14 protein-coding genes are annotated in these 16,823 nt (G+C 36.0%); 8 read left to right on the top strand and 6 right to left on the bottom strand.

What is annotated here, in order from left to right:
* Positions 1-37: 37 nt before the first annotated feature.
* On the bottom strand, positions 38-1,258 hold the full coding sequence (locus H602_RS0104345) for a DUF4856 domain-containing protein (protein ID WP_035758895.1): 1,221 nt from the start codon (positions 1,256-1,258) through the stop codon (positions 38-40).
* A gap of 227 nt (positions 1,259-1,485) precedes the next feature.
* Between H602_RS0104345 and H602_RS0104340 the strand changes: the two genes are divergently transcribed.
* Positions 1,486-2,835, top strand: a complete 1,350-nt coding sequence (locus H602_RS0104340) for a DEAD/DEAH box helicase (protein WP_026976909.1) — start codon at positions 1,486-1,488, stop codon at positions 2,833-2,835.
* Between the two features lie 82 nt (positions 2,836-2,917).
* Here the strand turns inward: H602_RS0104340 and H602_RS0104335 are convergent, their stop codons facing one another.
* Entirely contained in the window at positions 2,918-3,877 is a 960-nt protein-coding gene (locus tag H602_RS0104335; protein WP_026976908.1) for a phosphoribosylaminoimidazolesuccinocarboxamide synthase, read from the bottom strand.
* A gap of 151 nt (positions 3,878-4,028) precedes the next feature.
* Complete coding sequence (locus tag H602_RS0104330; RefSeq protein WP_026976907.1) at positions 4,029-4,979, bottom strand: PhoH family protein; 951 nt, start codon at positions 4,977-4,979, stop codon at positions 4,029-4,031.
* A 105-nt stretch (positions 4,980-5,084) separates the two neighbouring features.
* On the opposite strand from H602_RS0104330, the gene H602_RS0104325 reads away from it, so the two are divergent.
* From H602_RS0104325 to dnaN, 5 genes are all read left to right on the top strand, one after another.
* Positions 5,085-5,930, top strand: coding sequence for an SAM hydrolase/SAM-dependent halogenase family protein (locus tag H602_RS0104325; protein WP_026976906.1), 846 nt, complete (start codon positions 5,085-5,087; stop codon positions 5,928-5,930).
* Positions 5,931-5,942: 12 nt separating this feature from the next.
* Positions 5,943-6,239: a putative quinol monooxygenase gene (locus H602_RS0104320; RefSeq protein ID WP_026976905.1), complete on the top strand. Its 297-nt coding sequence runs from the start codon at positions 5,943-5,945 to the stop codon at positions 6,237-6,239.
* 57 nt (positions 6,240-6,296) lie between these two features.
* Entirely contained in the window at positions 6,297-7,022 is a 726-nt protein-coding gene (gldF, locus tag H602_RS0104315) for a gliding motility-associated ABC transporter permease subunit GldF (RefSeq protein WP_026976904.1), read from the top strand.
* Positions 7,022-8,686: a gliding motility-associated ABC transporter substrate-binding protein GldG gene (gene gldG, locus H602_RS0104310; protein ID WP_026976903.1), complete on the top strand. Its 1,665-nt coding sequence runs from the start codon at positions 7,022-7,024 to the stop codon at positions 8,684-8,686. Before gldF ends, gldG begins: the two co-directional genes overlap by 1 nt.
* Positions 8,687-8,786: 100 nt before the next feature.
* The gene (gene dnaN, locus H602_RS0104305) at positions 8,787-9,905 is read left to right on the top strand and encodes a DNA polymerase III subunit beta (protein ID WP_026976902.1); all 1,119 of its coding nucleotides are present in this window, start codon (positions 8,787-8,789) and stop codon (positions 9,903-9,905) included.
* Between the two features lie 75 nt (positions 9,906-9,980).
* On the opposite strand, the gene H602_RS0104300 is transcribed toward dnaN, so the two are convergent.
* The 3 genes from H602_RS0104300 to H602_RS0104285 all read right to left on the bottom strand — a co-directional run bounded on the left by H602_RS0104300 (position 9,981) and on the right by H602_RS0104285 (position 14,282).
* Complete coding sequence (locus tag H602_RS0104300; RefSeq protein WP_026976901.1) at positions 9,981-11,351, bottom strand: NAD-dependent succinate-semialdehyde dehydrogenase; 1,371 nt, start codon at positions 11,349-11,351, stop codon at positions 9,981-9,983.
* Between the two features lie 265 nt (positions 11,352-11,616).
* A complete protein-coding gene (locus H602_RS0104290; protein ID WP_035758893.1) occupies positions 11,617-13,383 on the bottom strand; it encodes a MutS-related protein in 1,767 nt (588 codons plus the stop codon).
* 59 nt (positions 13,384-13,442) lie between these two features.
* Positions 13,443-14,282, bottom strand: a complete 840-nt coding sequence (locus H602_RS0104285; RefSeq protein WP_026976899.1) for a universal stress protein — start codon at positions 14,280-14,282, stop codon at positions 13,443-13,445.
* Between the two features lie 287 nt (positions 14,283-14,569).
* Here H602_RS0104285 and mnmE point away from each other — a divergent pair, with 287 nt between their 5' ends.
* Both mnmE and H602_RS0104275 read left to right on the top strand, forming a co-directional pair.
* Positions 14,570-16,006: a tRNA uridine-5-carboxymethylaminomethyl(34) synthesis GTPase MnmE gene (gene mnmE / locus H602_RS0104280; RefSeq protein WP_026976898.1), complete on the top strand. Its 1,437-nt coding sequence runs from the start codon at positions 14,570-14,572 to the stop codon at positions 16,004-16,006.
* 255 nt (positions 16,007-16,261) lie between these two features.
* Entirely contained in the window at positions 16,262-16,822 is a 561-nt protein-coding gene (locus tag H602_RS0104275) for a helix-turn-helix domain-containing protein (protein ID WP_035758891.1), read from the top strand.
* Position 16,823: the final 1 nt, after the last annotated feature.

Here is a 16,823-nt window from a genome sequence, read left to right as displayed (position 1 = left end):
AAGCATTCAAAAACAATCTATCTGTATTTATTCTAAATTAATTTACTGTACTCGCTTGAGCGACACTAAATCCAAATCGACTCGCAATTTGTGCAGAAATTGCATCTAATTTTGGAGTTAAAGTATCAATGTCCCATAAACCATTTGTACCACTGGTTAATGAAGCCAACATTGTGTTTATTTCTTCCTTACTAAAATAAGGCACATCTGTTCCTGGCTGACGCGTATATCTCAAGGACATAATAAAACCGTAACCTTCAGACAATGCATGAAATGCCTTTGCTCCATTGTCTTCCACTAATTTTACTTTACCTTCTTGCATGTAATACACCGCTCGTACTGCAGCAACTAAAGCCAAATTCTTTTGAATGATATCAATTTGTTGGTCACGCACTACATAATCGTTAGCCACAATTGCTGCACGACCTTTGCGAAATGCAAGATTGATATTTGCGCTTACAGTATTAAAATCAGCATCCGCATTAACTTGTTCAATGTACGAACTCCAGTATTTTAAAGAATTAGTTGACGCAATATCAGCACCGTAAACGTAGCCATACGCTTCATCCCAATAATGTTCCATCGTAGTGAAATTAGCATTTTCAGCTAAAACCTTGTTGCTATTTTCCACACGCGCTGAAGCATTGTCCAATGTATTTACGGATAAATATTGGTTAGAGATTTGATCCATCATCATAGCACCCATCAAACCTTTCAATAAAATTTGCTGTGGTTCCAAACCATTAGCTGCAAAAAGACGCACTTTGCTACCGTCCAAATACGAACCTGCAACTCCTGCAGAAGCTGCATTTCCTTGACTTGCTGCTGCACCATTTGTAAATTGAGTTTCAAAAAATGCTTGAACTGCCGTCTTCTCAACTGTAGATCCACCTCCTAAAAACAAAGTAAAATAATCCGACGATGCTGCTGTTTTACTTTTAATATTTTTTCCAGAACTATTTAAATCTGCCACAGCAAAAGGAGTATTGGTATTACTGAACATATTTTGTAACTCTACCGCATCCAACGCTGTTCCATTTGCCGCTGCCGTATTAAATTTAGCTCCCATTTCGTCCAACATTTGCAAACGCGTTGTTTGACCCGAAAAATCAATTGTAGTGTTTCCGTTTCTTTCGAAAGTATAAGTAGTTGGAATTACATAATTTGATGCATTTGAATCAGTATCATCATTGGAACAAGATGTAAAAAAAGTTAAACTCAATGCTACAGCTCCCAAGGCATAGTTAGAAAATTTCATATAGTTATTTAGATTTAATTAATATAACGATGCAAATGTACAGTGTCAATTTCGGTTCTGCAAGATTTATTTATAGTTATTCTAAATAAATATAAATTTGCAACACGCTAAATATTTTCCGTTGTGCCATCTAGTCTCTTTTTTATTGGTTAATCCGAAGCTTAATTTTTTTAAAACTTCAAAAATTTGTTAAATGCAAAAAGCGTATCTTTGCAAAAAAATAGCGAATGACAACTTTTGAACAATTTAATCTTCCCAAATCAGTACAGAAAGCAATTGATGAATTAGGATTTACCACACCCACTCCTATTCAGGAAAAATCTTTTGCAACAATTATGTCTGGTCGGGATATGATGGGAATTGCTCAAACGGGAACAGGTAAGACTTTTGCATATCTTTTACCGTTATTGAAATTATATAAATTTACCCCTACCAACACACCTAAAATTGTCATCCTTGTACCCACTCGTGAGCTTGTAGTCCAAGTGGTAGCCGAGATTGAAAAACTAACAAAATACATGTCAGTTTCCACCTTAGGGATTTTTGGAGGTGTAAATATCAATACACAGAAAAAAGCCGTTTACGAAGGAATTGATATTTTGGTTGGAACTCCAGGTCGTGTAATGGATTTAGCTTTGGACAGTGTAATTCGCTTTGACGAAACTCAAAAATTAGTCATTGATGAATTTGACGAGATGTTGAACCTAGGTTTTAGAGTACAATTGACCTCTATCCTATCAATGATGGACCGTAAGCGACAAAACATCTTATTTTCAGCAACCATGACGGACGAAGTGGATGCCATTTTGGAAGATTATTTTGACTATCCAGAAGAAGTTACACTTGCAGCTTCGGGAACTCCGTTAGAAAACATTGAACAAGTTTCTTATGATGTAGTCAATTTCAATACTAAAATAAATTTATTAAAACATTTATTGGAAACTGATGAAACCATGCAAAGGGTTCTGGTTTTTGTAAACAATAAGAAGATTGCCGACATGCTGCATGAACGAATTGAGCCCAATTTTGAAGGTCAGTTTGGCGTGATTCACTCTAATAAATCGCAGAATTATCGATTGACTACGATGGCTAATTTCCAAGATAATCAATTGCGTGGAATTATTACCACAGATATCATGGCGCGTGGATTGGACATTTCAAATATTACACACGTAGTTAACTTTGAAATGCCAGAACTTCCTGAATTGTACATGCACAGAATTGGTAGAACGGGTCGAGCAGACGCTACAGGAACTTCAATCAGTATGGTAACGCAGCGCGAGCAAGATTTTAAAGCAGAGGCAGAATTATTAATGAATTATGAAATTCCTACAATTGATTTTCCATCAACTGTAGAAGTGTCTAGTTTGCTAATCGGTCCTGAAAAAGACAAGCAACCAATTAAGTTCTTGATGAAAAAAGTAAACTTAAAAGGCGATGGTGCATTCCATGAAAAGGACAAGAAAAACAAAAAGGTTAATTTAGGTGGTCCTTCAAAAACCAAAAAGAAAACCCACGGTTCTGTGAATAGAAATATGCTAAAAACACAAGCGAAGAAACGTAAGGATAAAAAATAATCGTTTTTACTTTATAATGAAAATGCCCTGAACTAGTACTCTACTATTTCAGGGCATTTTACATTTTACCTAATTGTTATTCTTATTTCAAATGCTTTTCCAAATAATCCAAAACATTTTTCTCAATTCGATCGTTAATATTTGAGATGTCAGCTTTTACAAATTCCTGTCCTGCAATTTTTTCAAATAATTCAATATACCGTTCGGAAACCGAATCGACATATTCTTGAGTCATATCGGGAATTTGTTGACCTTCTTTTCCTTGAAAATTGTTTGCAATCAACCATTGACGCACAAATTCTTTGGACAATTGTTTTTGTTCCTCACCGTTATTTTGACGCTCCTGATAACCTTCCGAATAAAAATAGCGGGAAGAATCAGGGGTATGAATTTCGTCGATCAATACAATTTTTCCATCTTTTGTTTTACCAAATTCGTACTTCGTATCTACTAAAATTAGTCCGCTAGCTGCAGCAATGGAAGTTCCTCGCTGAAATAAAGCACGCGTAAATTGTTCTAAAACCAGATAATCTTCTTCAGAAACAATTCCTTTTGTCAGTATTTCTTCACGCGAAATATCTTCGTCGTGCGAACCATTATCTGCTTTGGTAGAAGGTGTAATTATTGCTTCGGGAAATTTATCGTTTTCTTTTAAACCTTCTTGCATATACACGCCACAAATACTTCTTTTTCCAAGTGCATATTCACGAGCAGCATGACCTGCAAGGTAACCTCTAATTACCATTTCCACCTTAAAAGGCTCGCATAAATGACCAACAGCTACATTTGGATCCGGCGTGGCAATCAACCAATTGGGAACTATATCTTTGGTCAAATCCATCATTTTGGTGGCAATTTGATTCAAAATCTGTCCTTTATAAGGAATTCCTTTTGGCAAGACCACATCAAAAGCCGAAAGTCGGTCAGTAGCAATCATTACTAAAAGTTCATCGTTAATGTTGTACACATCACGCACTTTACCGTGGTATACATTCTTCTGTTTTGGAAAATTAAAAGCAGTTGCTGTTATTGTAGACTTCATTGTAGTTGGTGTTAGTTCCTTCCGTAAACCCTCAAAAAGAGGAATTTTTAGAAAACTTAAGTAGTTAGTTGTTTTTCGTTATTGATATTGCTGTTGCAAATTTAACAAAAAAAGACACCTATAAAAAGTGTCTTTTGAAGTAAAAATAAATTTAATCGTTATTTTCTATTTGCTTGTACGCATCAATCACTTTTTTAACCAATCGGTGTCGCACGATGTCTTTATCGTCTAGGTAAATAATTCCAATACCTTCCACGTCTTTCAGCACCAATAAAGCTTCTTTCAGTCCCGAAATAGTACGTCTTGGCAAATCTACTTGACCTGGATCTCCTGTAATCATAAACTTCGCACTTTTTCCCATACGGGTCAAAAACATTTTCATTTGAGAATGTGTGGTGTTTTGTGCTTCATCTAAAATTACAAAAGCGTGGTCTAACGTTCTTCCTCGCATAAAAGCTAAAGGTGCAATTTGAATGATTCCTTTCAAGATGTAATCTTCAAGTTTTTCATTGGGCAACATGTCGCGCAACGCATCATATAGCGGTTGCATGTACGGATCCAATTTTTCCTTCATATCGCCAGGTAGAAAACCAAGATTTTCACCAGCTTCCACCGCAGGACGAGTCAGTATAATACGCTTTACTTGTTTTTCCTTCAATGCTTTAACAGCCATTGCAACACCCGTGTACGTTTTACCAGTTCCTGCTGGGCCAACTGCAAAAACCATATCGTTCTTGCCCATGGTTTCCACCAATAACATTTGGTTTGGCGTCATTGCCTTGATGATTTTTCCAGCTACACCGTGAACCAGAATTTTGTCCATGTCATTCATGCGTTCAGATGGTTGATGTTCACCTTCAATGACGCGTTCAATTACATTGTTGTCAATGCGATTGTATCGGGAAAAATGCACCAGCAAGCGGTTGAATCGGTTTTCAAATTCGTCCAAGACTTCTTTCTCGCCAAAGGCTTTTAGAGTCGTTCCTCGCGCTACAATTTTAAGCTTCGGATAGTATTTTTTTATCGTTTCAAGATGAATGTCTTGAGCACCCCAAAAGTCTTTGGGAGCGATATCTACGAGTTCAATAGTTCTTTCGTTCAAATGGAATAGTATTTAATTAAAAATAGTCGCTGATAATTATTAGCTTTGCGATTCTCAAATTTAGCATTTTTTTGAGTTCCACAATTTATAAAATTAAACATTTTTATGTCAATAATTACCCTTCTTACCGATTATGGATTAAAGGACCACTTTGTGGGCGCTTTGAAAGGGAAAATTGTGTCGCAATTACCCGATGCGACGCTAATTGATATTTCTCATGATGTGGATCCATTTAATGTAGCCCAAGCCAGTTACCTTATTGAAGCTGCGTATTCCAGTTTTCCAAAAGGAACCGTTCATTTAATTGGTGTAGATGCAGAAATGAATAAGGAAAACCAACACATTGCAATGCAGTGGAACGATCATTATTTCATTGCAGCGGATAACGGTATTTTGAGTATTTTGACCCAAAAAATTACGCCCGAAAAAATGTATGCCATCAACATTCACGATCGGTTGCATCTTGATGCCACGGACCTCGATGTTTTTGTGACCGTAGCAACGCACATAGCCAAAGGCGGCTTACTCAATGTAATTGGAAAAGAAATCAATGCTTTGAAAGTGGTTACACAATTACAAGCTTCTGTAGAAGGAAACGCCGTTATTAAAGGCTGTATTATTTACATTGATCATTTTGGCAATGTAGTAACCAATATTTCAAAAAAATTATTTTTAGAAATTGGTCAAGGCCGGCCTTATGAGATATTTTTTAATGCCAAAGCAGTTATAAAAAAGAAAGCTCCTATAAAAACCATTTATCCTAAATACTCTGAAATCATCAATAACGTGGATTATTCAAACGATATTTACGACGGTCAACGTGTGGCTATTTTTAATGAAGCCAATTATTTGGAATTGGGCGTTTTTAGAAGCAATCCAAAAACAGTGGGCTGTGCGGCAAGTTTGTTTGGATTAAATTACCGCGACACTGTTGAAATTATTTTTAAATAAAATAGTAATTATATGTTTGTACGAATTGTAAAATTATCTTTTCACCAAGAAAATATTCCCGCTTTTCTGGAAAATTTCGAACAAAATAAAGATAAGATACGAAATGCTCCGGGAAACCGTTTATTAGAACTGTATCAAGATAAAGACAATCCCGACTTGTTTTTTACCTACAGTTATTGGGAACACGAATCGGATTTAGAGAATTACCGCCATTCTGAATTGTTTAAAGAAGTGTGGGCGTTTACAAAAAAATTATTCAATGATAAACCGCAAGCCTGGAGTGTGGATAAATTAGTTTCTCTTGTTTAAAGTTTAAAGTTTACGCAACTTTTAAACCTTGAACCTTAAACCTATTAAACAATACGTATGAAAGCCATATTATTTCGTGAAATAAATTCCTTTTTTGGTTCGCCAATTGGTTATTTAGTGATTGCCATTTTCTTAATTCTCAACGGATTATTTCTGTGGGTTTTTGATGGTGATTTCAATATTTTAAACAGCGGATTTGCGGATTTAAGTCCGTTTTTTACGCTGGCACCTTGGATTTTAATATTTCTAATTCCTGCAGTTACCATGCGGAGTTTTTCAGACGAAAGAAAACAAGGAACTTTAGAACTTCTATTGACAAAACCGTTGTCAATTGCAGCAATTGTTAATGGTAAATTTTTTGCCGCTTTGCTCTTGATTGCCATTGCCATTATTCCCACTGTATTATATGTTTGGGTGGTTTACGGTCTTGGATTGCCCGAAGGAAACATTGATTTAGGCAGTACCTTGGGTTCCTATTTCGGACTGTTTTTCCTAATTGCAGCGTATGCTTCCATTGGAATTTTTACCTCTACTCTATCCGAAAATCAAATCGTAGCTTTTATTTTAGCTGTTTTCCTTTGTTTTATTTTCTATTTTGGCTTTGAAGGAATTGCCAGTTATTTTGGCTCGTTTCAATCTGCGGTTTCTGGAATTGGCATGGATGCGCATTTTAAAAGTATGGCCAGAGGCGTTTTGGACACAAGAGATATCATTTACTTTGTAAGTATATCTGTACTATTTTTAGCATTAACGATTTATAAATTAAAAGCACTAAAATCCTAATGACTACTTATACCAAGAAAAATATCAAACATTTAGGACTAACTATCGTTGCTTTAATTATTGTAAACGCTATCAGTTCCCAATTTTTCAAGCGTTTTGATTTGACTTCAGATCAACGCTATACCTTGTCGGAAACGACTTTAAATCTACTGAAAAATGTAAAAGAACCCATCAACATTGATGTGTTTTTGGACGGCGATTTCCCGGTAGAATTTAAACGTTTGCAAAGCGAAACGTATCAATTATTAGAAGAGTACAAAGCGTACAATAGCAACATTATATTCAAATTCAACAATCCAAATGCTGATGAAGCCAATGCAGACCAATTTGCTGCTGAATTAATCGGTTTGGGATTTTCGCCTACGAATATCAACCAAAATAATAAAGGTAAAAAAGAACTCATTCAGATTTTTCCTTGGGCAATCGCCAATATGGGCGAAAAATCAGTTCGAGTACCACTTTTAGTGAATAATTACGGAAATAAACCGGAAGAAAACATCAATAAATCGGTTCAATTATTAGAGTATGCATTTACGGACGCCATTACAAAATTGACTTCAGAAAAGAAAAAACGTATTGCAATTTTAAAAGGTAATGGTCAAATCGCTGATAAATATATGTCGGATTTGCTTTTGAATGCAAAAGAATATTACGCTCTGGGCGAATTCAACTTGGATTCTTTGACCAATGATTTGCCCAAAACGCTAGAAAATCTGAAGCGTTTTGATATGGCTTTGATTGTAAAACCGACGCAAGCCTTTTCGGACGAGGAAAAATATATTTTAGATCAATACATTATGCAAGGTGGAAAAACCATGTGGCTGATGGATCAAGTAACGGTTGATTTAGACAGCTTGCAAAATGCAGACCAGCAAACCGTTGCTTTTCCTAGAAATCTAAATCTAGACGACTTGTTTTTTAAATACGGTGTTCGTATTAATCCGCGATTGGTGCAAGATTTACTTTCTACGCCAATAACCGCCAAGTCAGAAACTGGTGAGGATTTCCCAATAGATTGGTTGTATTCGCCCACGGTAAGGTCGGAAGAAAATCATCCGATTAACAAAAATATTAATTTGGTAAAATTAGAATTTGCCAATCAAATGGATACGTTGAAAAACGGCATTAAAAAGACCGTTCTTTTAAAAAGTTCGCCACAATCCAAGGCAGTTGGTGCGCCAATTTTAATTGGTTTGGATCAATTTATGGACGATTTGGACGAAAGTAAATTTAACGAAGGAAATCAAATTATCGGTACTTTATTAGAAGGTAAATTTACTTCGGTGTACAATAATCGTGTAAAACCCTTTAAAATTTCTGACAATAAAGACCAAGGAGTGGCTACAAAAATGATTGTAATTGCTGATGGCGATATTGTCAATTATATGTACGTCAATAAAAAACCGGTACTGAATGGTTACGACCAATGGACACAACAAGTGTACGGGAATAAAGATTTTTTAATCAACAGTATCAATTACTTATTGGATGACGAAGGTTTAATCAATATTCGAAGTAAAAATGTAGAGCTGCCTTTACTTGATGAACAAAAAGTAAGTGAAAAGTATACGACATCTCAAATAATTACAGTCGGAATTCCATTAGTTTTGCTAGCGGCATTTGGTTTTGCTTTTACGTTCATTAGAAAACGCAAGTACCAATAAAATTTTAAAAATTTACTATTTTAATTAAAGCAATTAAGATATATTTGTGCAATGTAAAATTTTCGCCTACAAAGGGTCGAAGAGATAAAAATAAATGAAAATGAAGTTCATCGTATCGAGTTCGTACTTATTAAAACAATTACAAGTTTTAGGTAGCGTTATCAATAGTAACAATACTTTACCCATATTAGACAACTTTTTGTTTGAATTAAACACAACCGTTTTAACGGTTTCTGCTTCTGATTTAGAAACGACGATGTCATCCACCATCGATATCGATTCCACCAGTACCGGAAGTGTTGCCGTGCCTGCAAAGTTGCTTTTGGAGATCTTGAAAACCTTTCCAGAACAACCGTTGACATTCACCGTTGAAGAAAATAGTACGATTGAAATTAGTTCTAATTCAGGGAAATATGCTTTGGCGTATGCACCAGGTGAAGAATTTCCAAAATCAGTTCAGTTAGAAGATCCATCGGTAACTTTAGTTCCAGCGGGTGTTTTGGCTACAGCTGTTAGCAAAACGATTTTTGCTGCAGGTAACGATGATTTACGTCCTGTAATGTCAGGTGTCTTCTTTCAATTTTCTCCGGAAGGATTGATCTTTGTAGCAACAGACGCACATAAATTGGTAAAATATGCACGAACAGATGTAAAAGCGTCTCAAGTAGCTGATTTTATCATGCCTAAAAAACCATTGACCATTTTAAAGAATATTCTTTCTACTTCTGATGCAGAAATTAAGATTGAATACAATGATTCTAATGCTACATTTTCGTTTGACAACTACATTTTAATGTGTCGTCTAATTGATGGAAAATATCCAAATTACGAAGCGGTTATTCCAAAAGAAAATCCAAACAAATTATTGATCGACAGACAACAATTCTTGAGCTCTGTAAAACGTGTGGCGATTTTCTCTAACAAAACAACGCACCAAATTCGATTGAAAATTGCTGGAACCGAATTAAATATTTCAGCAGAAGATATTGATTATTCTAATAAAGCAGAAGAACGATTGACGTGTGACTACCAAGGTGACGATATGCAAATTGGCTTCAACTCGCGTTTCTTGACAGAAATGTTGACCAACTTACAATCCGACGAAATTATGTTGGAAATGTCTCTTCCCAATCGTGCGGGAATTCTAACGCCAATTGACGGATTAGAAGAAGGAGAAACAGTAACGATGTTGGTTATGCCAGTAATGTTAAATAACTAGTAGAACACTTCTATACATAGAAAAAACCGTAGTGTAATGCTACGGTTTTTTTATGCTTTTACTTGAAAAATAGTATTACCTATTTTTAATTCGAATTAATTTCTCATTCATGAACTCCCGTGCTGCAGAAGGAGACAATTCCGTTCCGTATCCCGAACGTTTGGTTCCTCCAAAAGGTAAATCAGGTTTTGAAGCCGCATGTTCATTGATGAAAACCATTCCTGTATCAATTTTACTTGCTACGTCAATCGCTCTTTCAATGTCCTCACTAAATACTGAACCTCCTAAACCAAAGGTAGAGTCGTTGGCCAGTTGGATTGCCTCATCTTGGCTTTTAACGCGATAAATTACAGCCACAGGTCCAAATAATTCTTCGTGATATGCTCTCATTCCAGATTTGACTTCCGTTAAAATCGTAGGTTCAAAAAAGGCGCCCTCACGGTTCATTAATTTTCCTCCGGCAATTAATTTGGCACCAGCATTTACGGTATCCATTACTTGCTCTAATATATGCTCTGCTGCTTCTTGACTGACCATTGGTCCGGCCGATGTAGCAGGATCCATTGGATCGCCTGCTTTTAAATGAAACAACTCATCACTTAATTTTTCAGTAAATTCATCTGCAAGACTTTCGTGTATAATAATTCGCTTTGACGATGTACAGGCTTGACCCATATTTCCAAAACGTCCGATCATTATTTCTTTCAGTACTAAATCCATATCGGCATCTTCTAAAACTATGAAAGGGTCGCTTCCTCCCAATTCAAGCACCGATTTCTTCAGATTTCTACCCGCATTCTCAGCAAGACTTGCTCCCGCTTTTTCACTACCTGTCAATGACATTGCAACGATTCTAGGATCTTCAGTCAATTTTGCAATTCGACTACTTTCTAAATATAAATTAGTGTAGACTCCTTTTGGCAATCCGGCGTCGTGAAACAAATCTTCAATCATTTGAGCACATTGCGGCACATTAGATGCGTGCTTAATAACCACAACATTTCCCGCCATAATATTGGGTGCTGTCAAACGACCCACTTGATTGAACGGATAATTCCAAGGTTCTACTCCCAAAATAATTCCTTTTGGTGTGTAGCGGATAAACGCTTTTCCGCCGTCGTCGTCAATTTCTTTATCTTTCAGAAATTCTTCGCTATTGGCTGCATAATATGCGTAAACGGAAGCACACATTTCAATTTCGGCTTCACTTTGTTTAATGAGTTTCCCCATTTCAAGTGTAATAATCTGGGCAAGTTCCTGCTTGCGTTCTAACATCAGTTCGGCAACTTTATGCAGGTATTTTGCACGTTCAGCAATTGGTGTTGTTTTCCAACTTTGATATGCTTTGTGAGCTGCTGTAATTTTTTGCTCTAATTCGTCTTCATTTATAGGATGAAATGATTTTACGACTTTGTTAGTGTACGGATTTGTGGTTTGAATACTCATTTTACTACTTTTTTTTTCATTAGCAGCACTAAATTACAAATTCAAAGCCGGAAAGTAGAATGGCTTTGTTTAAGTTTAACAGTTGATTGGTTGAGAAGATCGGAAGATGGAAGCTGGAAAATTGAGTTGGAATTTGGAAGTTGAAGTTAGTAGGCGAAAAAATAAGAGCTACACAGATTGCATAAATTTTCACAAATTAAAAAAGATACATCTGTAAAAATTTGTGCAATTTGTGTAAATAAAACTATCTGTCAATTGAATTCAACTAGATCACGCCCCACTTTTTCATAATAAATGTAGCACTTTTATTTTGACAAATACCGTCGCGTAATTTGTAATCAAAGAACAACTCATTATCCACGATCGCTACTTCAAAGGATTTGTTTACCAACTGATTTGGAAACGCATTAGTAGTCAAACACACTTCCGTATCATGAGTTGCTATAGCTCCAACGGCATTTTTCTGAATCATTTTCTTGATCACTTCAATGGTTCCATTCCGTTTGTCATCTGAATTGGTTCCTCGGAGGATTTCGTCTAGCAACACAAAGGATCGCTCATTTTCTAGGCTGTCCATAATTTGCTTCAAACGCTTGATTTCGGCAAAGAAATAAGAGGTACTGTCGGATAATGAGTCGGATAGTCGCATCGAAACTAATACTTTTAGCGGGTGAATATTCGCTTCCGATGCACAAACGGGTGCTCCCGTTCCTGCCAAAACCATATTGATTCCTAAACTTCTTAAAAAAGTACTTTTGCCCGACATATTCGATCCGGTGAGAATGATGAAATTTTCTTTTGAAAAATTCACGTCATTCCCTATTCTATTTTTTTTATTCAATAAAGGATGACTTAAATCCGTGAAGGCAATGGCGTAATCGTTATTTAATTTTGGAAAAGCATATTCGGGATTGTTGTAGGTGAAATTTGCCAAACTATTGAGCATTTCCACCTCTCCCATGACTTCAATGGCCGACATTAATTGACTTCCGTTCTTTTTCTTCCAATCAATTAGCGCTTTTAGTGTATGAATGTGAAACAGAAAAACACCATTAAAAATAGGCGTAGTTACTAAATTTCCAATACTGTCCAACCGAGCAAATAATTCTGATAGCTTTTTAATTTTGACCGAAGTCTTTTCATTATTTGCAAGCAGTTGATCCTGCAATTGAATTAAATACGGAGACGAAAAAGTACTTTTTTCTATTTTTGACAAAAGTGAGCTGTAATGCAACAAGGTTTTGTCAATATGCTCCGAATTAGCATTTTCGATCATAATGCGTTTAAAGAAATTACCCAGTAAACCCAAGTTGAAAACAAAGATAAAACTACTTACCGATAAGAAAACATATTTTTCTGTAAGAAAGTATGTCGTAATTGCTGCAATAAATAAAAGTGGTGTAACATACGAAAGTACGTGCATGAAAGTTCCAATTGGGGCACTTGGCGCGGTACTCCAATTTTTAAGTTTGGTGTACAATTTCTCGGAATCAGTACTCAACTTGGCAATTGCTTCAAAATCTTGCCTCCAAGTGAGGTCTTTGGCCAATTCCTGAATAGCTTGCTGATTGAGCGATATTTGTTCCTGATTTTGACACGCAAGTAATTGGTTGGCTAATCTTTTCTTACCAATAAAAGTGGCCGTTCGGTTTAAGTGCTGGAACAACGAATCCGGTCCAAAAACATCTAGATCATAGGCATATTCATGCTTAAAATCAATATATTCAGATCCGTTTTCAAAGGGAAGTTTTTGCTCATTGATATAAGCGGCTTCGGCGGTATTGATTTGCATAAGATTTTGATCCAGCTTTCTTTTTAATTCAATCGCTTTGTGAAATCGCATGACGGCGATGAAAACAGCCACAAGTAAGATTCCGATATAGAAATGGAAGGTTTGATACGCTTCAATTGCCAAATAGGCATTTACCAAAAAAAGTACAGCAACTACCACTCTAAATAGACTGATTGCACTGTACTTCCGGGTACGTATTTTTAATTGACTTCGGTAATGGTCTTGTAATTCTTGGTACATTATATCTGGTATTGAAACTTTGACAAATATACTGTAACTACTTCCTAATTACTAAAAAATCAATGGTCGTGTAGTACTAAAAGCGGAATATGAATGTTCATGGCCAATTTTTTAGTCAAACTGGCATGAAAAAGACTGTCCCAGAATCCGCGTTTGTGCTTGGCTACAGCCAATAAATTAATGTGATTGGTTTCTAAAAAATTTAAAATGGAATCTTCTACATTTTCACTTTTAATGGTATGAAAACTCACTTTTTCATCTTTAAAAAGTAATTTCCAGTTGGCCACAATCACATCCTTTACTTCATTGTCTTCGGTTTGAATGAAAATGCATTCGATTTCGGCATCAAACTTTTTAGCGATGGGCAATAATTTTCGAAGCGCTTCTTGTTCCTCATCAGAAAATTGTGTTGTGTAACAAATTTTTCGGATTGGTCTGTAATAGGAGTCGTCTGGAATTCCGATAATGCAAGCATCACTTCCAGTCATTACATTGGCGGTATTACTTCCTAAAAACATCTCTTTAAAACCGCTTGCCCGAGAAGTTCCCATAATCACAAAATTAATGTGTTCTGACTCCACCAAGTTTATGATATTTGACACTAAATCGCCACTTAATAACACATTTTTAATTGGAATGTGTCCCAAATTGTGTCTTTCTGCTACCTCTCTTAAAGCGGGAATTTGATCTTTAAAATTCTCAAAAGAGTTGAGTTCTAATGTTTGGTATACTTCCGCTTGATAAATAGGCACATCTACATAACTCATGTCTAAAATTGGCAAATCGTAAACGTGCAGCGTGGTAATCTCGGCGTCGTACTTTTCGGCCCATTTTAGTGCATATATAAAGGCGTTGTTTGCCTTTTCTGAAAAGTCGGTAGGAAAGAGGATTTTTATCATCGGTTGCGTATTTATGATTTCTGTTATAAAGTTAATCAAAACTTTCATTCGTGCAATGCGAAAAAGGATTAAAAGAAGCCTGAAGATTGTTTTTCTATCCCCGACAGGAAGGAGCGTCCTGCCATAGTCTTTCCAACGTAGGAAGCAATCTAGTGCAGATGCGGGAGGATGGCGGGAACAAGGAATAAAGAATGCCCAAAAGCCGTGATCCAAAAAATTTTTATAGTCCATCAGTTGTATTTATTGCTTGGCTGAAATTGCGTACTTTTGCACAAAATTAAAATGTTATGATTTATCAAGATACGATTGTGGCTTTGGCAACGCCTTCTGGTGCTGGAGCGATTGCTGTAATTCGGATTTCGGGACCGGATGCCATTGTTATTGGAGCATCTGTTTTTCAGTCGGTTTCGGGGAAAGATTTGAGCAGGCAGAAAACACATACGGTGCATCTGGGTCATATTTTGGACGGTCAAAAAGTTTTGGATCAAGTTTTAGTGACCATTTTTAAGGGTACAAATTCCTATACGGGAGAAAATACGATTGAAATTTCGTGTCACGGTTCGTCTTTTATTCAGCAGCAAATTATTCAATTGCTGTTGCGAAAAGGTGGTAGAATGGCACAAGCGGGCGAATTTACATTGCGTGCCTTTTTAAATGGAAAACTGGATTTATCTCAAGCAGAAGCCGTTGCCGATTTGATTTCGTCAGATAATGAGGCAAGTCACCAAATTGCGATGCAGCAAATGCGTGGAGGATTTAGTAATGAAATAGCCAAACTACGAGAAGAATTATTGAATTTTGCTTCGCTAATTGAACTAGAATTGGACTTTGCAGAAGAAGATGTAGAGTTTGCGGATCGGACGCAATTTAATGAATTGGTAACGCGAATTGAGTTTGTGTTGAAACGACTTATCGATTCGTTTGCTGTGGGAAATGTCATCAAGAACGGTATTCCTGTAGCAATTGTAGGCGAGCCAAACGTGGGAAAATCTACTTTACTAAATGCTTTATTGAACGAAGAACGTGCGATTGTTTCTGAAATTGCAGGAACGACGCGGGACACGATCGAGGACGAACTAGTAATTGGCGGTATTGGTTTTCGATTTATCGATACGGCGGGAATCCGCGAAACTACGGATGTGGTGGAAAGTATCGGGATTAAAAAAACGTTTGAGAAAATGGAACAAGCACAGGTTGTTTTGTTTTTGGTTGACGGATATCAGTTGTCTGTTGACAGTTCTCGGTTCTCGGTTAATACGTTAAAAACTGAAATTGAAAAAATAAAAAATAAATATCCGCTAAAGGCGTTGGTAATTGTTATCAATAAATCGGATTTATTGTCGGAGGATGAGCTATCCTTTTTTGCACACGAACTTACAGAACATCACTCGCAATCGACAACCGACAACCGACAACTGATTTCCATTTCTGCTAAAGAAAAAACAGGAATTGATGCGTTAAAGAATACATTACTATCTTTTGTAAACACTGGTGCTTTGCGTAATAATGAGACGATTGTAACCAATTCCCGTCATTACGATTCGTTGATCAAAGCCTTGGAGGCGATTCAGAAAGTACAATGGGGATTGCAAAGCGATTTATCTGCTGATTTGATGTCGCTTGATATTAAGGATGCGTTGTTTGAATTTGGGACAATTACGGGGCAGGTTACGAATGATGAGTTATTGGGGAATATATTTGCTAACTTTTGTATTGGAAAATAAAATCACTTTTTTTAACAAAAAAACACAAAATAAATAGCACTAAAACCCTTGTAAATCAAGGGTTTTTTTATGTTTCATATTTTTTTCATTTTGTAAGATTTTTGCATTTTTTGCTATTTTTTGTACCTATAGTGTACCTCGTTTCAAATTTTTGCTATCTTTGAAAATAAAAATAAATTTTGTGTCCCTTAATTACCCTTATTTATATGTAACTGGGATAATAGTTTTTTACTACACATCATAAATTATCTAAATATGGAAGTAAATCGAGTCTGTGAGATATGTAAAAATGTATTTGTTGCACAAAAAACAACTACTCGTTTTTGTTCTGATAAGTGCCGAGGTAAGAATGGAAAATTAAAAGAAAGGAACGCAAAAATTGAAATCAGCAATGCAGCAACAGCATTAAGTCAGAAGAAAGAGCAAAAAGATGTATTTGATGATATTAAAGAAAAGCAATTCTTAACTGTTAAGGACGCTTCAATACTACTTAATATGTCTCCAAAAACCGTTTACAGATTGATTGAGCGAGAAGCCATTAATGCGGTACAATTCTCTGAAAGAAAAACACTAATTAGAAGAAGTGACATCGAGAGATATTTTGACAACAACTTAAAAGAAATTGAAAAAAATAAAATTGATCCAAAAGATGAAATTACAATTTATAACTCCTACACCATGCAAGAAATTATTGACAAATTTCAAATTTCAAATGGAGCTTTATACAATATAATAAAACGTTTCAATATCCCTAAAAGGAATCAGGGTAAATTCGTACTAGTAAAAAGAGAAGATATCGATTCCATTTTCACCTAAA

The sequence above is a fragment of the Flavobacterium tegetincola DSM 22377 genome (assembly GCF_000425485.1).
In the GTDB taxonomy this organism is placed as follows: Bacteria; Bacteroidota; Bacteroidia; order Flavobacteriales; family Flavobacteriaceae; genus Flavobacterium; species Flavobacterium tegetincola.
The sequence above is the reverse complement of the archived record's forward strand: the minus strand, read 5'-3'. Positions and strand labels throughout refer to the sequence as shown.